Annotated in this window: 15 protein-coding genes; 10 read left to right on the forward strand and 5 right to left on the reverse strand. The window is 65.1% G+C overall.

Features of this window, described 5'->3' with window-relative positions; all coding sequences use genetic code 11:
- The first annotated feature begins 105 nt into the window (after window positions 1-105).
- Window positions 106-2,088 (forward strand): hypothetical protein, encoded by a 1,983-nt coding sequence (locus tag IPM84_13835; GenBank protein ID MBK9093823.1) that lies wholly within the window; start codon window positions 106-108, stop codon window positions 2,086-2,088.
- Between the two features lie 9 nt (window positions 2,089-2,097).
- Here the strand turns inward: IPM84_13835 and IPM84_13840 are convergent, their stop codons facing one another.
- The 4 genes from IPM84_13840 to recJ form a co-directional block, all read right to left on the reverse strand.
- The gene (locus IPM84_13840) at window positions 2,098-3,387 is read right to left on the reverse strand and encodes an ATP-binding protein (GenBank protein ID MBK9093824.1); all 1,290 of its coding nucleotides are present in this window, start codon (window positions 3,385-3,387) and stop codon (window positions 2,098-2,100) included.
- Window positions 3,388-3,448: 61 nt separating this feature from the next.
- Complete coding sequence (locus IPM84_13845) at window positions 3,449-4,942, reverse strand: DUF4129 domain-containing protein (protein ID MBK9093825.1); 1,494 nt, start codon at window positions 4,940-4,942, stop codon at window positions 3,449-3,451.
- Complete coding sequence (locus IPM84_13850) at window positions 4,929-6,233, reverse strand: DUF58 domain-containing protein (GenBank protein ID MBK9093826.1); 1,305 nt, start codon at window positions 6,231-6,233, stop codon at window positions 4,929-4,931. Before IPM84_13850 ends, IPM84_13845 begins: the two co-directional genes overlap by 14 nt.
- Complete coding sequence (gene recJ, locus IPM84_13855) at window positions 6,230-8,002, reverse strand: single-stranded-DNA-specific exonuclease RecJ (GenBank protein ID MBK9093827.1); 1,773 nt, start codon at window positions 8,000-8,002, stop codon at window positions 6,230-6,232. The genes IPM84_13850 and recJ overlap by 4 nt, the downstream gene beginning before the upstream one ends.
- Window positions 8,003-8,236: 234 nt before the next feature.
- Between recJ and IPM84_13860 the strand changes: the two genes are divergently transcribed.
- The 7 genes from IPM84_13860 to IPM84_13890 all read left to right on the forward strand — a co-directional run bounded on the left by IPM84_13860 (window position 8,237) and on the right by IPM84_13890 (window position 13,639).
- Complete coding sequence (locus IPM84_13860) at window positions 8,237-9,430, forward strand: cysteine desulfurase (GenBank protein ID MBK9093828.1); 1,194 nt, start codon at window positions 8,237-8,239, stop codon at window positions 9,428-9,430.
- A gap of 50 nt (window positions 9,431-9,480) precedes the next feature.
- A complete protein-coding gene (locus IPM84_13865) occupies window positions 9,481-10,392 on the forward strand; it encodes a Uma2 family endonuclease (protein ID MBK9093829.1) in 912 nt (303 codons plus the stop codon).
- A gap of 82 nt (window positions 10,393-10,474) precedes the next feature.
- Window positions 10,475-11,422 (forward strand): Uma2 family endonuclease, encoded by a 948-nt coding sequence (locus IPM84_13870; protein MBK9093830.1) that lies wholly within the window; start codon window positions 10,475-10,477, stop codon window positions 11,420-11,422.
- A complete protein-coding gene (mnmA, locus tag IPM84_13875) occupies window positions 11,419-12,549 on the forward strand; it encodes a tRNA 2-thiouridine(34) synthase MnmA (protein ID MBK9093831.1) in 1,131 nt (376 codons plus the stop codon). The genes IPM84_13870 and mnmA overlap by 4 nt, the downstream gene beginning before the upstream one ends.
- Window positions 12,533-12,805: a hypothetical protein gene (locus IPM84_13880; GenBank protein ID MBK9093832.1), complete on the forward strand. Its 273-nt coding sequence runs from the start codon at window positions 12,533-12,535 to the stop codon at window positions 12,803-12,805. Before mnmA ends, IPM84_13880 begins: the two co-directional genes overlap by 17 nt.
- Window positions 12,806-12,894: 89 nt before the next feature.
- Entirely contained in the window at window positions 12,895-13,272 is a 378-nt protein-coding gene (locus IPM84_13885; GenBank protein MBK9093833.1) for a hypothetical protein, read from the forward strand.
- 70 nt (window positions 13,273-13,342) lie between these two features.
- Window positions 13,343-13,639, forward strand: a complete 297-nt coding sequence (locus IPM84_13890; GenBank protein MBK9093834.1) for a YtxH domain-containing protein — start codon at window positions 13,343-13,345, stop codon at window positions 13,637-13,639.
- 13 nt (window positions 13,640-13,652) lie between these two features.
- Here the strand turns inward: IPM84_13890 and IPM84_13895 are convergent, their stop codons facing one another.
- The gene (locus IPM84_13895) at window positions 13,653-15,416 is read right to left on the reverse strand and encodes an NAD(P)H-hydrate dehydratase (protein ID MBK9093835.1); all 1,764 of its coding nucleotides are present in this window, start codon (window positions 15,414-15,416) and stop codon (window positions 13,653-13,655) included.
- A gap of 345 nt (window positions 15,417-15,761) precedes the next feature.
- Here IPM84_13895 and IPM84_13900 point away from each other — a divergent pair, with 345 nt between their 5' ends.
- Window positions 15,762-16,094: a nucleotidyltransferase domain-containing protein gene (locus tag IPM84_13900; protein MBK9093836.1), complete on the forward strand. Its 333-nt coding sequence runs from the start codon at window positions 15,762-15,764 to the stop codon at window positions 16,092-16,094.
- 16 nt (window positions 16,095-16,110) lie between these two features.
- A complete protein-coding gene (locus IPM84_13905) occupies window positions 16,111-18,861 on the forward strand; it encodes a tetratricopeptide repeat protein (GenBank protein ID MBK9093837.1) in 2,751 nt (916 codons plus the stop codon).
- Window positions 18,862-18,902 lie beyond the last annotated feature (41 nt).

Genomic DNA, 18,902 nt, shown 5'->3' on the forward strand with positions numbered 1-18,902 from the left:
GCGAGCGGCCTGCCGCGGGGTTTCCTGGATGGCGCGGAAGTGCCCGCCCATGAATGAATGAATGAACTGACTGACTGACATCTGACAAGGAAGAGGAGGAACAGTATGAACCAGTTGCCGTTGATGCCTGGCGTGTGCGGCCGCAAGGGGGGATCGTTGGCGGTGGCGGCTGCCATCGCCGGGATGGCGATGCTGCTGTTGGCGAGCAGGATGCAGACGCCTCTGCTGGCGGCTTCGCCCGTTGACCGGGCCGTGGGTGCCAGCACGCCTGGCGCGGCGCAGGTGTTCTTGCCTCATGTGCCGCGCCAGGCGACGCCAACGCCAACGCCTGCCGCGTGGATCGAGTTGGTCGGGCAAATCGGCGGGGCCATCATGGCTGTGGATGTGCAGGGGAGCTACGCCTATGTTGGCAGCAGCTCCTGGCTGGTGATCCTGGATGTGAGTGACCCGGCTCATCCAGTTCGGATTGGACAGAGTCCTGCCCTGCCTGGGATGGTGTGGGCCGTACACGTGCTGGGTGGTCTGGCTTACGTGGCTGCTGGTTCGGCCGGTCTGCAGGTCATTGATGTCAGCAATCCAGTCACGCCCTTCCTGCGCGGCGCGTACGATACGCCGGGAACTGCTTATGGCGTAAGCGTAGTGGACGGCCTGGCCCATGTGGCCGATGGGTGGAATGGTTTGCAGATCATTGATGTCAACGATCCAGCCAATCCCATCCTGCGCGGCGCATACGACACGCCGGAGGCCATTGGCGTGAGTGTGGTGGGCAGCCTGGCCTATGTGGCCGATGGAAGCAGCGGTCTTCAGATCATCGAAGTCAGCAATCCGGCCAACCCTCTCCTGCTCGGCGCGTACGATACGCCAGGGTATGCCTACGGCGTGAGCGTGGCAGGCAGCCTGGCCTATGTGGCCGCACTTGAGGCGGGTCTGCAGATCATCGCCGTCAGCGATCCGGCCAAGCCCACCCTGCGCGGCGCCTATGAAACGTCAGAACCGGCCTTTGGTGTGAGTGTAGTAGGCAGCCTGGCTTATGTGGCCAACTGGGGTAGTGGCCTGCTAATTCTTGACGTCGGAGATCCAGCTAACCCCATCTGGCGCGGCACGTACGACACGCCGGGTGAGGTCTACGGTGTAGATGTTGTGGGTGATCTGGCCTATTTGGCCGACAAGCATATCGGTCTGCAGATCATTGACGTCAGCAATTCAACCAACCCAACCTTGCGCGGCGCTTACGGTTCGCCGGAAGTTGCACTTGGCGTGACCGTAGCAGGCGACCTGGCCTATGTGGCCGATTATGAGAACGGCCTGCACATCATTGATGTCAGCAATCCGGCTAGCCCTAACTGGCTCGGCGCTTATCTTACGCCAGGAAACGCCGTTGATGTGAGCGTGGTGGGCGGTCTGGCCTATGTGGCGGATGGGCCAACTGGTCTGCAGATCATCGAAGTCAGCGACCCGGCCAATCCTATCTTACGCGGCGCATACGATACGCCAGGATATGCCCTTGGTGTGAGTGTGGTGGGCGCTCTGGCTTACGTCGCCGATGCCTCGGGCGGCCTGCAGATCATTGATGTCAGCGATCCAACCGATCCCATCTGGCGTGGCGCATACGTTGGACCCGGTTGGGAAGTCCTGAGCGTAAGCGTAGTGGGGAGCCTGGTTTTCGTGGCCGAATGGAGCGGCATACTGTCCATCATTGACGTCAGCTATCCAACTAACCCCACGAGGCTCGGCTTCATCAGGTTGGACGGTTCTTTTACAGACGTAAGCGTGGTGGGCAGTTTGGCCTATGTGACTGAGTTGCACGGCAGGCTGTACATCATTGACGTTAGCAACCCGACCAACCCCAGCCGACTCAGTACATACACCATCTCGTCGTACGTCAATAGCGTCAGCGTGGTAGACAGCCTGGCCTACGTGGCCGGGCAATCGAGCGGTTTGGAGGTCATTGATGTCAGTGATCCGGCCAGGCCTTTTCTGCACAGCGCGTACGAAGCGATAAGGTCTGCCTGGGCTGTCAGCGTTGTGGACAACTTGATCTATGTGACTGGCGTCTATGACGGCCTGCTGATTCTGCGAATCCACTGATTGCATCGCCTATGATGACAGCAGCCATTCGGCCAGGGACCGGACTTCGAGGGTCAGGCCGTCTGCCTCGATCGGCGCGGCGTTGGCGTCGGTCAGGATCAGCCCGGTCGTCAGGTTCAGGCTGCGCAGCGCGGCGGTCAGGCCGCGCAGCTCGCGCTCGCGCGTGGCCGGCTGCCCCAGGTTCTGGCTGACCTGGATCAGCTCGCCGGTCTGCGGCAGGTAGAAGTCTACCTCGTAGCCGCCCGGCGACGTGTAGTAGTAGACCTCCGCTGTTCGCCGCCGCAGCGCCAGGAAAACCAGGTTCTCCAGCAGCTTCCCGGTGTTGGGCGAGAAGGAGAAGCCCACGGCGCTCGCCAGGCCGGTGTCAATGGCGTAGACCTTCTTGGGCGCGACCTGCTGGCGCTTGACCGAGAAGTCGTAGACATTGGCCGTGAAGATGAGCCAACTGTTTTCCAGGTATTCGACATAATTCTTGACGGTGTTGACGCTGCCGAGCCGAAGCTGCTCCTTGAGCTTGTTGAACGACACCAGGCCCGCCGGGTTGCTCATCAGGGTGTAGGCCAACTCCTTGAGCGCGCGCACATCTTCGATGCGGTGACGCGTCGCGATGTCCCGGTAGAGCACATCGTCGTAGAGCGTGCGCGCCAGCGGCAGCTCGGGGTACTTGAGCGGCTCCGGGATGCCGCCCAGGCGCAGGTACTCGCCCAGGTAGCCCTGCAGCCGGCCGGTGTCCGCCGTGGTCAGGCGCGCCAGGTCGGGTATGGCGTAACCCCGGAAGCGCAGGAACTCGCTGAAGGAAAAGGGAAACAGCTCCACCGGCACATAACGCCCGGTCAGGCGACTGCCCAACTCGCGGCTGAGCAGCGAAGCGTTCGAGCCGGTGATGTAGAACTTCAGTCCCTGCTCCATGAAGCGGCGTACAAAGTGCTCCCAGCCGGGCACGTTCTGGATCTCGTCTATCACGAAGATGCCGCGCTCGCCGAACAGCTCGACCAACAGCCCGTACAGGTCGTTGGCGTCCTCGGCTCCGAAGCCCAGGAAGCGCTCATCCTCGAAGTTGATGTAGTAGAACCTGTCCTCGCCCAGGCGATGGGCCAACTGCGCCAGCAGGGTTGACTTGCCGGCCCGCCGCAGCCCAGAGATGATGACCGCATGCGGCAGCGGCGCCGCGCGCTCAAGTTCGCCTAACTGCACCCGTTCGATGCCGACGTCGCGGCGCCAGAAGGCATGGAACTGTTCCAGCAGCATGGCCCGAACCTGGTCCCTGGACCACCTGGTTATCCAATGATTGTCATTCATACTGCAATCATACACCCAAATGATTTCATTGTCAATGAAATCATTCCCATCATTTCCATCGTTAGTCCGGCTGACGGTTTTCCTGTCGCGGGGTTTCCTGGATGGCGCGGAAGTCGGCGCGGAGCTGCGCCAGTTCGTTCTCGGCCACGGGATGATCGCCGTAGTGGACGCGCATGTAGGCCAGGGTGAGGCGCTGCAGGGCCGCATCCTGGCCGGGAAAGGCCTGAGACAGCAGCGGCAGGTAGTCGTCCGGGGAGAGGGCCGGCGGTCGGCCAAAGCCGCGCTGCCGCGCCAGGCGGGTCAGGTTGGCGTAGAGGTTTTGCACGGAGATGGCGGCCAGCAGTTGACTGCCCAGGCCGTAGCGGCGCACCAGGCGCGCCAGGCGGCGCAGGCGCTGCAGGCCGCGGCGCAAACTGCTGCCACCGAGGGTCAACGCCTCGCCCGCGGCCGCTTCGTCCTGATCGGCGGAGCGGCCGCGGCGCACCCGTCCGAGCACCACGAGCACCAGGGCGACCATCAGTGTGAGCACCACGAGCACCAGGGCGTAGCGCGCAGCCACCCAAATCCACGGCGGGATGGGATCGGGTGTGGGCTGCGTGGCTATCTGGGTGTCGAGAGGGGCCACCTGCATGTTCTGCAGGATCCCGTCCAGGCGGGTGAGCAGATCGGATTCACGGAAGAGGCGCACGAGCAGTTCGAGCAGCCACTCCAACACGGGCGCGACCAGCCAGAAGATGGCGTCCAGAATGAAGCGCAGGATTTTGGCCAGGAAAAGCCACAGCGGCAGCAGTTGCTGCACCAGGCGCAGCTGACCCTGGGGCGTCAACCACCCCGCCAGCAGCGCAGTGGCGCCCACGACGCCCGCAATGATAGCCAGGAGCTGCGCCAGGCGGCCGGTGGGGAGCATGACGCCGGCGCTGTCATAGCCACGCGTCGCGTGTTGATCAATGCGGCTGAGGGCCACCGCGCTAAGCCCCAAGACAAAGTAGATCCACAGGAACTGCACCGCGGCCAGGGGTTGCGGCGTCACGCCCACCAGGAGGCTGCCGCCCACGATGAGCAGCAGAATGCCCAGGCGAAAACTGACGCCGACGCTGAAAAAACCGAGATCCCTACTGGATGCGCTGGCCGCGCGCTGCCACAGGAAGAGCATGGTGAGAAAGAAGAGCAGCTCCGGGCGCAGGCCGCGCTGAAAGTTGAAGATGGCGTCGGCCGTGTTGCGCAGCCAGGTTCCATCGGTCAGCAGGGCGCGGGTGTAGAGGCCGAACCGGATCGCGAGCAGGGAGGTGAGCAGGAGCAGGGCCAGCACGCTCAACTCGAAGCGGGGCGATTCGAGGTCGCGCTTTTGCAGCACATCGAGCGCCAGCATGAGCAGGATCAGGCTGATCCACAGCACGCCGAACAGCGCCAGCGGCGTGGGAACGGGCAGCGCCAGGTCGCCGCGCCAGCGGCGCTGCGCGTACAGGAGCAGCAGCAGCAGCGGCGTGAACCAGGCCATCTCCATGCCCGCCAGGCAGATGAAGATCAGGCGGTGACGGCGGTTAGTCAGAATCATTTTGCACCAACGTCGGCGCCAGCAGGTCATTGACCAGGTGCGGCAGATGATAGACCATGATGCCGGGCAGCAGGTCTTTGGGCGGTTCTGCGGCCAGGGTGAAGAGAACCACGCGGCGCCCGGCGCCGGCCAGATCGAGCAGCGCGGCCAGCAGGGCATCATGCGCGATGGCCGTCACGATCACCAGGGTGGCGCCCCAGGGTGCGCGCGGGGCCTCACGCAGCAGTATCTCCTCGATCGGGGCGGTGGCGAAATTGGTCACCGCGGCCAGCAGCTCCAGGATGTGCAACAGTTGATCGGGGCTGCGGCCCGGCAGCAGGCGGATGGGCTGGTCGCTGTTGGGCAGCGCGCCGTTGGCGATCAGTCCGACCGGCAGACGCTGCTCTGCGGTCAGGCTGGCCAGGCTGGCGGCCACACTGACGACCCGTTCCAGCAGTTCGGGGATGTAGCCGTGCCAGTGGCGTACCAGGGTGGCGACGTTGAGGAAGATCAGCACCTGCATCTCCGCGCTCGGCTCGAAGGCCCGGCTGAGCAACTGTTGCTGGCGCGCGGTGGCCTTCCAGTGAACGTGGTGCAGGCTGTCGGCCGGCTGCCAGGCGCGAATGCCCACCGTGCGCAGGGGGTCCTGGAACAGATGCCCACGCGTGCCCTGGGCGCCGAATGGGTTCTTGGGCGGCAGGTGCAGGTCGGCCGCGCTGTAGAGGTGCGGGTAGACGATCAACTGTTGGCGTTCCATCAGGGTGGCGCGGCGGCTGAAGAGGCCGAAGCCATCGCCGGTGCTCACCACGGCCGGGCCGAAGGTGTAGAAGCCGCGCTCGCTGCACTCGATCTGAAACGGACGTTGCAGGCGTTGAAACGCGCCGGGCATCCAGAAGGTGTGGAACTCGCCCAGGTTGGTGGTGGTATTGACCATGACCTTGCTGGCGTTGACCGGCAGCTCGACCGGGAAACGGTCCACGATGCTGAGCCAGGTCAAGGGCAGGATCTTCTGGTTACGCACCGTCAGCACCAGGTTGATGGTTTCGCCGCGGAAGGCTCGAATTTCGCTGAGGTTTCGCTCGTAGTGCAGACCAAAGAGGCTGAGCGTGTTCCAGAGCCAGCCGGTGAGGGCCACCAGGAACAGGGCAAATGCGCTGGCGCTGAGGAAGGGATTTTGCAGCACCAGGCCCAGGAACATCAGCAGGAGGCCCAGGGTGATCCAGGCGTCGCTGAACTGGGTGTCGCTTTCGATGTCAATGTAGCGGGACCCGTGACTGGGAGTGGAAATGCGCTGGCGCCACATCGTGTTCAAGCCTCAGCCAGGAGTAATGAAGGCTGGAATGAAGGCTGATAGGAGTCGGGCGCCTCGTCTGACAGCTTCAGATCATGCACGTTGAGCTGCAGGCGGCGGTTGCCGTTGTATTCGTTGGTCTCCAGGGCAAAGACCACGTCCATGCGTTGGCGCACCCGGCTCAGCCAGTGACCCTGGCGGAAGGCGATGGCGTCGCGCGGGGGCCCGCCGTCAGAGAGGATCAGTTTGAGATGCGCGCCTTCGCCGCCCACGGTGCGCGCTTCGAGCACCTTGCAGTTGCGTGCCAGCAGGACCGGCGACCGGTTGTCCTGGCCGCACGGTTCCAGTTGCTGCAGGATGCCGAGCAGGCCGAAGTCCAGATCGCTCAGGCGCACCACCGCGTCAATCTCCAACAGCGGCAGCAGCGTCTGCTGGCTCAGCTCGGCCGCGGCCACGGCCTGCATCTCCTCACGGAACTGCGGCAGGCGCTCGGTGCGAATCTTGAAGCCGGCCGCGGCCTCATGCCCGCCGTGCCGTTCGAGCAGATGAGCGACGCGATCGAGGGCGCGGGTGATGTGAAAGGCGGGGATGCTGCGCGCGGAGCCGTGGCTGAAGTCCGGGCCGCGCTCGATGACGATGGTCGGGCGATAGTACTCCTCGGTCAGCTTGCCCGCGGCCAGCCCAACGACGCCGTGCAAGAAATCGTCGCCTTCCGCCAGCAGGAGCAGGCCATTGCCGGGGTTGGCCTCGATCTGGCGACGTGCGGCCTGCACGGTCTGCTCGGTCAACTCCTGGCGCTTGGTGTTGAGCTGGCCCAACTGGCTGGCCAGGGCGGTCGCCTCGGCCTGATCCTGAGTGGACAGGAGTTGGTAGGCGAGCATGGCCGATTGCAGGCGTCCGGCCGCGTTGATGCGCGGGGCCAGGCGAAAACCGATCGCGGTGGTATCAGCCTGACCCGTGGTGACGCCGGCCTGCTGCATCAGCGCTTGCAGGCCCACGCGTGGCGTGCGGTTGAGCCGCACCAGCCCCTGGCGCACCAGCTCGCGATTTTCCTGCAGCAGCGGCACGATGTCGGCCACCGTGCCCAACGCCACCAGGTCGAGCAGATCGCTTTCATCCAGGCCAGGCCCGCGGCTGTCGCGCGGCTGATTGGCGCTGACCGCGCGCAGGATGCCCTGCGCCACGCGGTAGGCCACGCCCACGCCGGCCAGGCCGCTGAAGCCATAGCGGCAGCCGGGCTGGCGCGGGTTGATGACCGCCAGCGCGTCGGGCAGCTCCGCGCCGACGTGATGGTGATCGGTGATGATCAGATCGAGGCCCAGGGCGCGGGCGTGCTCGGCCTCGGCCACGGAGCGGATGCCGCAGTCCACGGTGATGACGAGCGCAAAGCCCTGCTGGCGCAGAAAGGTCAGGGCGCGGTTGTTCAGGCCGTAGCCTTCATCCACGCGGTGTGGAATGTATGGCTCCACCTGGCCGCCGCAGGCGCGCAGCGTCTGCACCAGCAGCGTGGTGGCGGTGACGCCGTCCGCGTCGAAGTCGCCGTAGACCGCGATGCGTTCGCCCTGGCGCAGGGCGCGGCGGATACGCGTGACGGCTTCGGGCAGCCCTTTCAGGTTGTAGGGGTTTTTGACCAGGGTGATTCCTTGCAGGAACGATTCGATGGCGGCTGGGTCACGCAGACCGCGGTTGAACAGAATCTGCGCCAGGATGCGGTGCAGGTGCGGCGCCTGCGCCAGGAAGGCAGGCGGGGCAGGCTCGGCAATCTTCCAGATTTTGGGCAGCGGCGGCACAGGTCAGACCTCAGGCAGAGAGATGGCATCTATTGTAGCACGTCCGCGGGGTTCTGCCAACGCGGCGAAGGGGCGTTTGGAGCACGAAGCCGCGAAGCAACACGAAGCACGCGCAGCGCGAAGGGGCGTTTGGCGCGATTCCTGCTGACCTCCGACGTTGCTTGACAGCCAGCGCGCACGATGTTAGAATCAACACCGGTTCGAGTTGACGATTCTAATTCTGGATGGTGTGCCATGCCTGCTGAAGAGCGTCTTATCTACTTCGATCATGCCGCCACAACGCCGGTCGCGCCGGAAGTGCTGGAGGCGATGCTGCCTTTTTTCAGTGAACGCTACGGCAACCCGTCGAGCATTCACCGCCTGGGGCGCGAGTCGGCCCGCGCCATTGACCAGAGCCGCCAGGACATCGCGCATCTGCTCAACTGCCAGCCCAATGAGATCGTCTTCACCAGTTGCGGCACAGAGGCTGACAACCTGGCCCTGCGCGGGGTGGCCCTGGCGCAGCAGGCGCGCGGGCGCGGCCAGCATTTGATCGTCTCCGCGGTGGAGCACAAGGCTGTGTTGCAGACAGCCTTCGATCTGCGCGACCGCTACGGCTTTACGCTGACTGTGCTGCCGGTGGACGGGGATGGCCTGCTGTCGCTGGCCGATTTTGAGGCGGCCCTGCGCCCGGACACCGTACTCATCAGCGTGATGTACGCGAACAACGAAATCGGCACCATTCAGCCGCTGGCGCAGATTGGCGCGCTGGCGCGCAGCCGGGGCATTACCTTTCACACCGACGCAGTGCAGGCCGGCGGCCTGCTGCCGCTCGATGTCGAGGACCTGCAGGTTGATCTGCTGGCCCTCTCTGCGCACAAGTTCTACGGGCCAAAGGGGATCGGCCTGCTCTATGTGCGCCGCGGGACGTCCCTGTGGTCGCAGGTCACCGGGGGCAGCCAGGAGACGAAGCACCGCGCGGGCACGGAGAATGTGCCTTACATCGTGGGCATGGCCGCGGCGCTGACGCTGACGCAGATGTCGCGTGTCACCAACAACGCGCACCAGGCCATTCTGCGCGACCGCCTTATCAACCGCGTGCTGCGTGAAATTCCTGATGTGCGGGTCAGCGGTCACCGCACGCAACGCCTGCCCAATCATGCCAGCTTTCTGCTCGGCGGCCTGGAGATTCAGGGGGTGTTGATGGGCCTCGATATGGCCGGCATTGCCGCGTCCAGCGGTTCGGCCTGCACCAGCGCGGCGCAGGAGCCGTCGCACGTGCTGACCGCCCTGGGCATTGATCCGATCGCCGCGGCCGGCCATCTGCGCCTGACCCTGGGACACAGCACGACCGATGCCGATATCGAGGCGGTCGCGGATGCGCTGACGCCGCTGGTTGGCCGGCTGCGCCAGATGAGCGCAGGAGAGCCGGTGGGAACGCGATTGTAGGGCGGTCGTAGGACCGTGCGCCGGCGCAGGAGAGATGGAGAGGTAAGATCATGGCTGTGACGTTGACGGGACCGGTGCGAACCGATCATCGGAGGCCGGCCGGGCTGGTGCGGAGCGGGCTAGCGCGGGAAGGGCGCGATTGGCCGACCGACATCCTGGAGGCGTATGGTCGCAGTGTGGGGCCGTACACGATAGACAATGCCGAGATGATTCTGGATGGGGAGGCAGTCGAGCTGTACAACGGCTGGCTGGTGTGGCAAGAGATGACCGACTTCTTCGAGCGCACGGTGGCTGGGAACATCCAGGCGATGTTGGATCTTTCGGCGCGCAAGGCGGGATTTGGCGCCGGCTTGCCGGATCAGATGGAATGTTTGTTGAGCAACGGCGATGTGATCAAGCCTGACATTGCGTTGATTTCATGGAAACGAGCGGCGACGGCGCAGCCGACTGGACCGAGTCAGCGCCTGATTCTGCACGGGTGTCCGGAGTTGGTGGTGGAGACGCGGTCTCCCTCGAACCGGCGGGCGCAGGAGCGGCGCAAGCGCGAGTTGTACTTCAACAACCGGGCGGAGGTGGTGTGGGATGTGGACATGCGCGGGAAGCGCATCTACGTCTACCGGGTGCAGAATCCGCTGCAGGCGGAGGTGTACGAGCTGGGCGATGTGATCAGGGTCGAGCCGTACTTGCCGGGCTGGCAGCGCCGCGTGGCCGACATCTTTTCCGCGCAGGCGTCAGCCGAGTCGGTGGCCGGCGAGGTCGCCGCGGCCTGGATTGCAGAGGGACGTGTGGAGACTCTGCGCAGCCTGCTGCCCACCCTGGCCCGCTATCGCTTCGGGGCCGAGCTGGCGCCTGCGGTGCTGGCGCGGCTGAATGCGTGCGCTGAGGCGCAGTTGCTGCACTTGCAGACCAGGATCGAGAGCGCAGCCACGCTGGACGAGTGGATAGCGGCGATTCCACGATGACCGTGAGGCATGAGACGACCGTTGCTGCAACGAGTGCGAAGTTGGCCTGGCGCCGGCGCAGGAGAAATGGAGAGGTAAGAACATGGCTGTGACGTTGACGGGACCGGTGCGAACCGATCATCGGAGGCCGGCCGGGCTGGTGCGGAGTGGGCTGGCGCGGGAAGGGCGCGATTGGCCGACCGACATCCTGGAGGCGTATGGTCGCAGTGTGGGGCCGTACACGATAGACAATGCCGAGATGATTCTGGATGGGGAGGCAGTCGAGCTGTACAACGGCTGGCTGGTATGGCAGGAGATGACCGACTTCTTCGAGCGCACAGTGGCGGGGAACATCCAGGCGATGTTGGATCTTTCGGCGCGCAAGGCGGGATTTGGCGCCGGCTTGCCGGATCAGATGGAATGTTTGTTGAGCAACGGCGATGTGATCAAGCCTGACATTGCGTTGATTTCGTGGAAACGGGCGGCGACGGCGCAGCCGACCGGGCCGAGTCAGCGCCTGATTCTGCACGGGTGTCCGGAGTTGGTGGTGGAGACGCGGTCGCCCTCGAACCGGCGGGCACAGGAGCGGCGCAAGCGCGAGTTGTACTTCAACAACCGGGCGGAGGTGGTGTGGGATGTGGACATGCGCGGGAAGCGCATCTACGTCTACCGGGCGCAGAGTCCGCTGCAGCCGGAGGTGTATGAAGTAGGCGATGTGATCGGGGTCGAGCCGTTCTTGCCGGGCTGGCAGCGCCGCGTGGCCGACATCTTTTCTGCGCAGGCGTCGGCCGAGGCCGTGGCCGGCGAAGTCGCCACTGCCTGGATCGCAGAGGGCAGGCTGGAAGGACATGCAGAAGGGATCGCAGAGGGCCGCATGGCGACTCTGCGCAGCCTGCTGCCCACCCTGGCCCGCTATCGCTTCGGGGCCGAACTGGCGCCTGCGGTGCTGGCGCGGCTGAATGCGTGTACTGAGGCGCAGTTGCTGCACTTGCAGACCAGGATCGAGAGCGCGGCCACGCTGGACGAGTGGATAGCGGCGATTCCACGATGACCGTGAGGCATGAGACGACCGTTGTCGTCGCAATGAGCGGCGGCGTGGACAGTTCCGTGGCCGCGGCGCTGCTGGTGGAGCAGGGCTATCACGTCATCGGCGTGATGATGCGCCTGTGGGCCGAACTCGACCGCGGCGAGGCCTCGAGCAACAAGTGCTGTTCGCTGGAGGCCGTGACCGACGCCCGCCGCGTGGCCGCTGCGCTGGACATTCCATTCTACCTGCTCAATGTAGAGCGGCCGTTCAAAGAGAACGTGGTAGATTTTTTCATCCAGGGTTACAGCGACGGGCTGACGCCCAACCCCTGCCTGGCGTGCAATCGCACCATTCGCCTGGGGGTGTTGTTCGATTACGCAGCCGCGCTGGGCGCCGATTACCTGGCCACCGGGCATTATGCACGCATCCGTCAGGTGAACGCGGCGCAGGGCGCGCTGGCCGCCTGGGATGGCCTGGAGTATCCGCTCTATCAGCTTTGCCGGGGCGTGGATGCGGCCAAAGATCAGAGTTACGTGCTGCACATGGCGACGCAGCGGGAACTGGCGCATCTGCTGTTTCCGCTTGGCGAACTGACCAAGCCGCAGGTGCGCGAACTGGCGGCGGCCCGCGGCCTGACGGTGGCGAGCAAGCGTGAGAGTCAGGACCTCTGTTTTCTGGCCGACAATGACTATCGCCGCTTCCTGACCGACTGGGCGCCGGCCGCGGTGCAGTCCGGCCCGATCATCGGCGCGGACGGGCAGGTGCTGGGGCAGCATGAGGGCCTGGCCTTCTACACCATCGGTCAGCGCAAGGGCCTGGGGATTGGCGCCCGTGAGCCGCTCTTCGTCCTGCGCCTGGACGCGGCCCGCAACGCGGTGATTGTTGGCCCAGCCGCGGCGCTCGGCCAGACCGAACTGACCGCCAGTCAGGTGGCGTGGGGTGTGGGACAGCCGCTGGCCGCGCCAATCCAGGTGCAGGCCCGCATCCGTTACAAAGCGCAGGCGGCGCCGGCCACAGTCGTGCCGCTGAGTAGTGATCGGGTACGCGTGCTGTTCGAGTTGCCTTTGCGTGATATCACACCAGGCCAGGGGGTTGTTTTCTATGAGGGCGACGCCTGCCTGGGGGGAGGCATCATTGACCGGGCTGTTTGATCTGTTGGTGCATCCGGCGCTGTGGCTCAGCCTGGCCCTGGCCCTGCTCTACGCGGCGCTCTTTCATGCTTGGCAGGGGCGCACGCTTGCAGGGCTTGGATGGTTTGCGCTGGCCTCGTTGGCCGGTTTTGCGGCCGGCCAGCTAGCCGGGGCTGCGTTGCATTTTCCTGCCCTCGGCCAGGTGCAGATCGTGGCAGGAACGCTGGGCGCCGCGTCCGCCCTGACCCTGGTGCGCGCCCGCCTGCACAAAGCGTAACAATGTCAGCGGCCGCGGTGACGCCTGAGGGCAGCGCCGCGGTCAGGTAAGAGGAGCGCCGCCGTTGGGGGCGGCCGGATTGAGGAATCATGGATAAAAAGACAAAAATCTGGATCATCATTGGCGTCGTTGTCGCCGTTCTGCTGTTCGTCGGCATCATCTATCTGCTCGTCACGCATCCGCCGGTGGCAGCTATCGTGCGTGACCTGTTCATCATCTTCGTGACCCTGGAACTGTTCATCATCGGCGCGCTGCTGACGGTGCTGGTCTGGCAGATCTACACGCTGACGCGCATGATGCAGCAGGAAATCAAGCCGATGCTGACCGCCACGCAGGAGACGATTGGCACCGTGCGCGGCACCGCCACCTTCATGAGCGACCAGGTGGTGCAGCCGGCCATCAAGATGTCGAGCAAGGTCGCGGGATGGCAGAAATCGGTGAAGGTGCTGTTGGGGAAAGCTGAATAGGTCAAAGTGCAAAGTGCAGAGCGGCAATCGGCAATCGCAAATCGAAAATTCGTGTGCAAGGAGACGTGCTATGGTTTGGGGAATGATTATCGGCGCGGTGGTTGGTTTTGGGCTGGCGTTGTACCGGGCGCCGCAGTCGGGTGAAGCGACGCGGCATCAGTTGACGGAGTTGGGCGCTGATCTGAAGCGCCGGGCGCAGACGACCGCAAACGACGCGCGTCAGCAGGCGCAGGCGGCCGCGCGGCCGGCCGTGAAACGCGCTGAGCAGATGGCGTCACGTGCGGAGGATTTGGTCGGCGATTTGAGCGCCCGCGGCCGCGCAGTGCTGGAAGAGCAGATGCGCAGCCGCAGCAATGGGCATGGGTGAGGGTGTCAGGGCGTTAACGGCCGCTGAGGCGGCGCCAGGCGGCGGGCAGGTAGGAGACGATGTCTTCGGCCACGACGCCGGCGAAGCCGATTTCCTGGCTGGCCAGGTCGCCGGCCAGGCCGTGGAGATAGGCGCCGGCCACGGCCGCGTCGAAGGGCGCGAGGCCCTGCGCCAGGAGCGCGGTGATCGCGCCGGCCAGCACGTCGCCGGTGCCGGCGGTGGCCAGGGCCGGGTTGGCAAAGGGCAGCACACGCACGCGACCGTCGGGCGCGGCGATGACCGTGAAGGCCCCTTTGAGCACCACGATCTGATTCCAGGCTGTGGCCCGGCTAACTGCCAGATTCCAGCGGTCGGCCTGCACGGCATCCATCTCCAGCTTGCACAGCCGCGCCATTTCGCCCGGATGCGGCGTTAGGATCGAGTTGGCCGGCAGCAGTTCCGGCCAGTCCTCCTGCTGCGCCAGCCAGTTGAGCGCATCCGCATCTACCACGAGCGGCGGCAGGTCCGTGCGAGGACCGGCAGGCCGCTCGTTTTCTTTGCTCGCGCTGCGCTCAGGCGCAGACGCAGCAAAGCCGATGGCGCTGCGCTGTTGGGCCTTCGGTTCTTCGGTTTGGAAGAAGGCTTTCAGGAAGGCGCCGGTCTCCTTTTCGGTGCTGAGGCCAGGGCCGATCAACAGCGCCGTGTAGCCTGCCAGTTTTTCGTTGAGCATACGCGCGGCGTCGCTGGCCAATACCCCCATGTCGTGCGCCAGCGGCAGCCAGGTCACTTCCAGCAGAACCGGGGCCAGGATGGCATGCAGCGGTCGCGCCACGCCCAGCGTCACCAGGCCCGCGCCGGCGCGTGTGGCGCCTTGTGCAGCCAGGCCGGCCGCGCCGGTGAAGTAGACCGAGCCGGCCACGATCAACGCCTTGCCGAAGGCGCCCTTGTGCGCGGTGATCGGCCGGGCCGGCAGCAGTTCGGCCACTGCCCGCGGGGTCGCCATTTCCAGGCTGATGGCCTGCGCCAGGTCGCCGGGGATGCCAATGTCCGCCACCAGCAGCGCGCCGGTGACCGCGGGGCCGCGGCCCAGGAAGTGACCGTGCTTGGGAAAGCCAAAAGTGACGGTGAGATCGGCCGGCAGCGCGGCCGCGTCCACTGCGCCGCTCGTGCAGTCCAGCCCGCTGACGCAGTCAACCGCCACGACTTCGACCTTGCCCGGCTGCAGGTCATCCAGGCGGTCCAATTCGGCCAGCGGCTCCGTCAGGTTGAACAAGGCGCCGGCCGTGTCGGCATCTTCATCTGCGGCCGGCGCTTGGCCGGTCTGCCGCGACCGCTCGCTGACGGCCTCGCGGGTCAGGGCCAGGATGGCGGCCAGGTCGCCTTCGATGGGACGGGAAACGCCAGTGCCCAGGAGAGCGTCCACCACGATGGCGGCTTCACCGAGCCAGGTTCGCAGGTGAGTGCGGTCGGCGTCGGCCTCGGCATGCACCAGCGGGATGCCCAGGCCGGCCAGTTTGTGGAAATTGCTGTCGCTGCGGGCGCCCGGACGCTTCCAGGCGTAGACGCGCACGTCCCACTCCCAGGCGCGCAGCCAGCGGCCGGCCACCAGGCCATCGCCGCCGTTGTTGCCCGGCCCGGCCAGGATCACGACCGGGCCGGGGGACAGATGGCCCAGGCGTCGTTCTACCGCCGCGGCCACCGCCTTGCCCGCGGCCTCCATCATATCGCCGTAGGTCCAGCCTGCCGCGTCGGTCGCCTTCTCCAGCCCGCGCATCTCGTCGGTTGTCACGATCTTCATGGCATTCCTCTCCGGCGTGGTCGGTTGGGGCGGCTTCACGAAGCGCCTTCGCGCTGGTTGGATTCTACCACACCCCCTGTGCTTGGGCAATCTTGCACCTGGAGTGACATTTGCAGTTCATCTTCGCAGAGTCTTGCACAAACAGACGCTAGAGAGTAGAATGTGAAACAGGCTTAACGGAGGTGCGTAATGAGACCCGACACCCACGCCGTTACTCGAATTCGTTAGTAAGGTCAATAATGCCAGCATTCCCACACGCTATCCCGAGGACTTGTCACGAACGCTCAGAGATTATCCTGCACCCGTTGCTCGAGACTACTTGCTTCAGACCGAGGAGACGCTGACATGGTTGAAACTACACCCCAACTTGCAGAAATAATCCAACGTTATCGCCGTGAACTTGAGAAGATGAACATTCGTTGTGAACGTATTTGGCTCTTCGGCTCGCAAGTTGACGGCACCGCACACGAGGGCAGCGACATTGACTTGATTGTGGTTTCACCAGACTTGACGTTCTATGATCAGCGCACGAGACTGGAACGCTTGGGCGTTGCTGCAGGGCGCATTTTGGAGCCAATTCAAGCACAGGGCTTGACTCCTGAAGAAATCACGTCGCACCGCATGTCCCCGTTCATCGAATACGTGATCAACGAGCTTGCGATTGATGTGACCAATTGACCTTGCGGAGGAAACCGTGCTCAAATCACCGTTCACAGCAGCCGCACCGTTCATGGCGGCGCCGTCGTTCTTCGTCGGCCGGGATGAGGAGATTCCACGCCTCGCGCGGGCCTTCGAGGCCGGTCAGAGCATCGTCATCTGGGGCGTCGGCGGGATTGGCAAAACCGCGCTGACTCACCACATGATCGGTCGTCAGGCCTGGCGCTTCGGCGACCCGCCTGCGATTGCCTTCCACTCGTGCGAAAACGGCCTGGGCGTTGATTCCTTCCTCGACAGCGCGGCCGATCAGATTTCCTTCGTTCCCAGTGGACAGGGACTGCCGCCCGCGGAACGCCGCGCCGCGGTGTTGCACAGCCTGGCCGGGCGCCGCGCGCTGTTCGTGGTAGACAACTTCGAGACTGCGGCCGACCGCGGGAGTTTCCTCGATTTCCTCAGCGCGCTGCCGGCCGGCTGCCTGGCGTTGATTACGACACGCGAGGCGGTGCGCTGCCCGGGCTGGCTGCTGCTCGAACTCAAACCGCTGCCCGGGGATGCCGCAGTGCGCCTGCTGGCAAGGCATTTGCCCAACCCGCAGATGCTTGCCGAACAGACCGCCGGCGCGCAAGCCCTGCTGCTGCAGGTGGCCGGGCACCCCCTGGCCATCGAACTGGCCGCCGCGTTGACGCGTGACTGGCCCAACCTGGGCGAGCTGGCTGCGGCCCTGGCCGAGCGGCGCACCCAACTGACCGACGCCACCCTCCACGGCGTACCCGAACGACTGCGCAGCCTGGAAGCGTCCCTCTCCCTCTCCTTCGACCACCTGCCGCCGGCCGGCCAGCAGGCGTTGACCAGTCTCTCCGTCTGGCGCACGCCGTTCGATGATGAGGCCGCGGCGACGGTGGCCGCGCTGCCCGCGGCCGCCTGGACCGCCGCGGGCCAGATCTTACGCACGCGCAGCCTCCTCTACCAGGATGGGGAACGCTACTGGTTCCACCCGCTGGTGCGTGACTTTGGCCTGGCGCGGCTGGCAGACCCCGCGCCGGTGCAGCGCCGCGCGGCTGAGTTCCTGACGCAGCGTTGGCAAAGCGGCGCCGCGGTGACGCCGCAGGAGGTGCTGGCCGCGCCGCGGCACTGGCTGGCGGCCGGCGATTGGCCGACTGCGGCGAGGGCGGCGGCTTTCCTGACCGGGTGGCATGCCCTCAGCCTGGATAAGCGCGGCTATTGGAACGAGATCGCGATCGCCTTGCGCATAGTCAGTGAATCTCCGCATGTTGGTGAGGAAGAAACGGTTGTGGATTTGTGGAGTCGTCTTTCCACTATATTGCGGCTGGCGGGAGACTATACGAATGCCCTTGCCAGTGCGCAGCGGGGACTCGCGTTGGCGCGCCAGGTGGGCGCCCGGCTGGGCGAGGCGAACGTGCTCAAGGCCATCGGCGACGTGCAGCAATTTCGTAAAGACATGGAGGGAGCGTTGGCGTCGTATGGGGAGGCGCTGGCGCTGTTCCGGCAGGTGGGCGACCGGCTGGGCGAGGCGAACGTGCTCAAGGCCATCGGCGACGTGCAGCAATTTCGTGACGACCGGGAGGGAGCGTTGGCGTCGTATGGGGAGGCGCTGGCGCTGTTCCGGCAGGTGGGCGCCCGGCTGGGCGAGGCGAACGTGCTCCAGGCCATCGGCGACGTGCAGCAATTTCGTGACGACCGGGAGGGAGCGTTGGCGTCGTATGGGGAGGCGCTGGCGCTGTTCCGGCAGGTGGGCGCCCGGCTGGGCGAGGCGAACGTGCTCAAGGCCATCGGCGACGTGCAGCAATTTCGTAAAGACATGGAGGGAGCGTTGGCGTCGTATGGGGAGGCGCTGGCGCTGTTCCGGCAGGTGGGCGACCGGCTGGGCGAGGCGAACGTGCTCAAGGCCATCGGCGACGTGCAGCAATTTCGTAAAGACATGGAGGGAGCGTTGGCGTCGTATGGGGAGGCGCTGGCGCTGTTCCGGCAGGTGGGCGACCGGCTGGGCGAGGCGAACGTGCTCAAGGCCATCGGCGACGTGCAGCAATTTCGTGACGACCGGGAGGGAGCGTTGGCGTCGTATGGGGAGGCGCTGGCGCTGTTCCGGCAGGTGGGCGACCGGCTGGGCGAGGCGAACGTGCTCCAGGCCATCGGCGACGTGCAGCAATTTCGTGACGACCGGGAGGGAGCGTTGGCGTCGTATGGGGAGGCGCTGGCGCTGTTCCGGCAGGTGGGCGACCGGCTGGGCGAGGCGAACGTGCTCGCCGCGTTGGGGAAATTGGAGCTGACTCGCGGTCAACCCATCCAAGCCCAAATTCTACTACACGAAGCTGTCCAGATTTACGAAGCGATTGGCTCTCGCTATTCGATTGCGGCCCAAACTGGCAACTATGGTTGGACGCTGCGCAGAATCGGCCAGGCAGAACAGGCGCGCCCTTATTTGCGGCAGGCAGCGGAGTTGTTCGAGCAGATGGGCCTAAACGACTATGCGCAGCGTCATCGGCAAGCCGCTGAGAGCGGGGATCAAATGGCACGCCTCCTGCAGCAGTGGCAGCCAATCCTGGAGACTTTGGCGGCCGCCGTGCAGGGCGACGACGGCGCCCGGCGCGAGTTCCTGTCTCGCATCGAGCCGTTGCAAAAAACAGCCGACTGGCGCCATTTGTGCGAAGCGCTGCAACACATTCTCGCGGGCGAGCGCGATCCGGGCGTGTTGGCCGGCGGTCTGGATGACGTGGACCGCGCGATCCTTGCGGCCGCGTTGAGTCGTGTGGCCGCCAAGCCGGGCTGATGTGAACATGTCAATCCTATTCATCCTGTAAATCCTGTAAA

The sequence above is a fragment of the Candidatus Amarolinea dominans genome (assembly GCA_016719785.1).
GTDB lineage: Bacteria > Chloroflexota > Anaerolineae > SSC4 > Amarolineaceae > Amarolinea > Amarolinea dominans.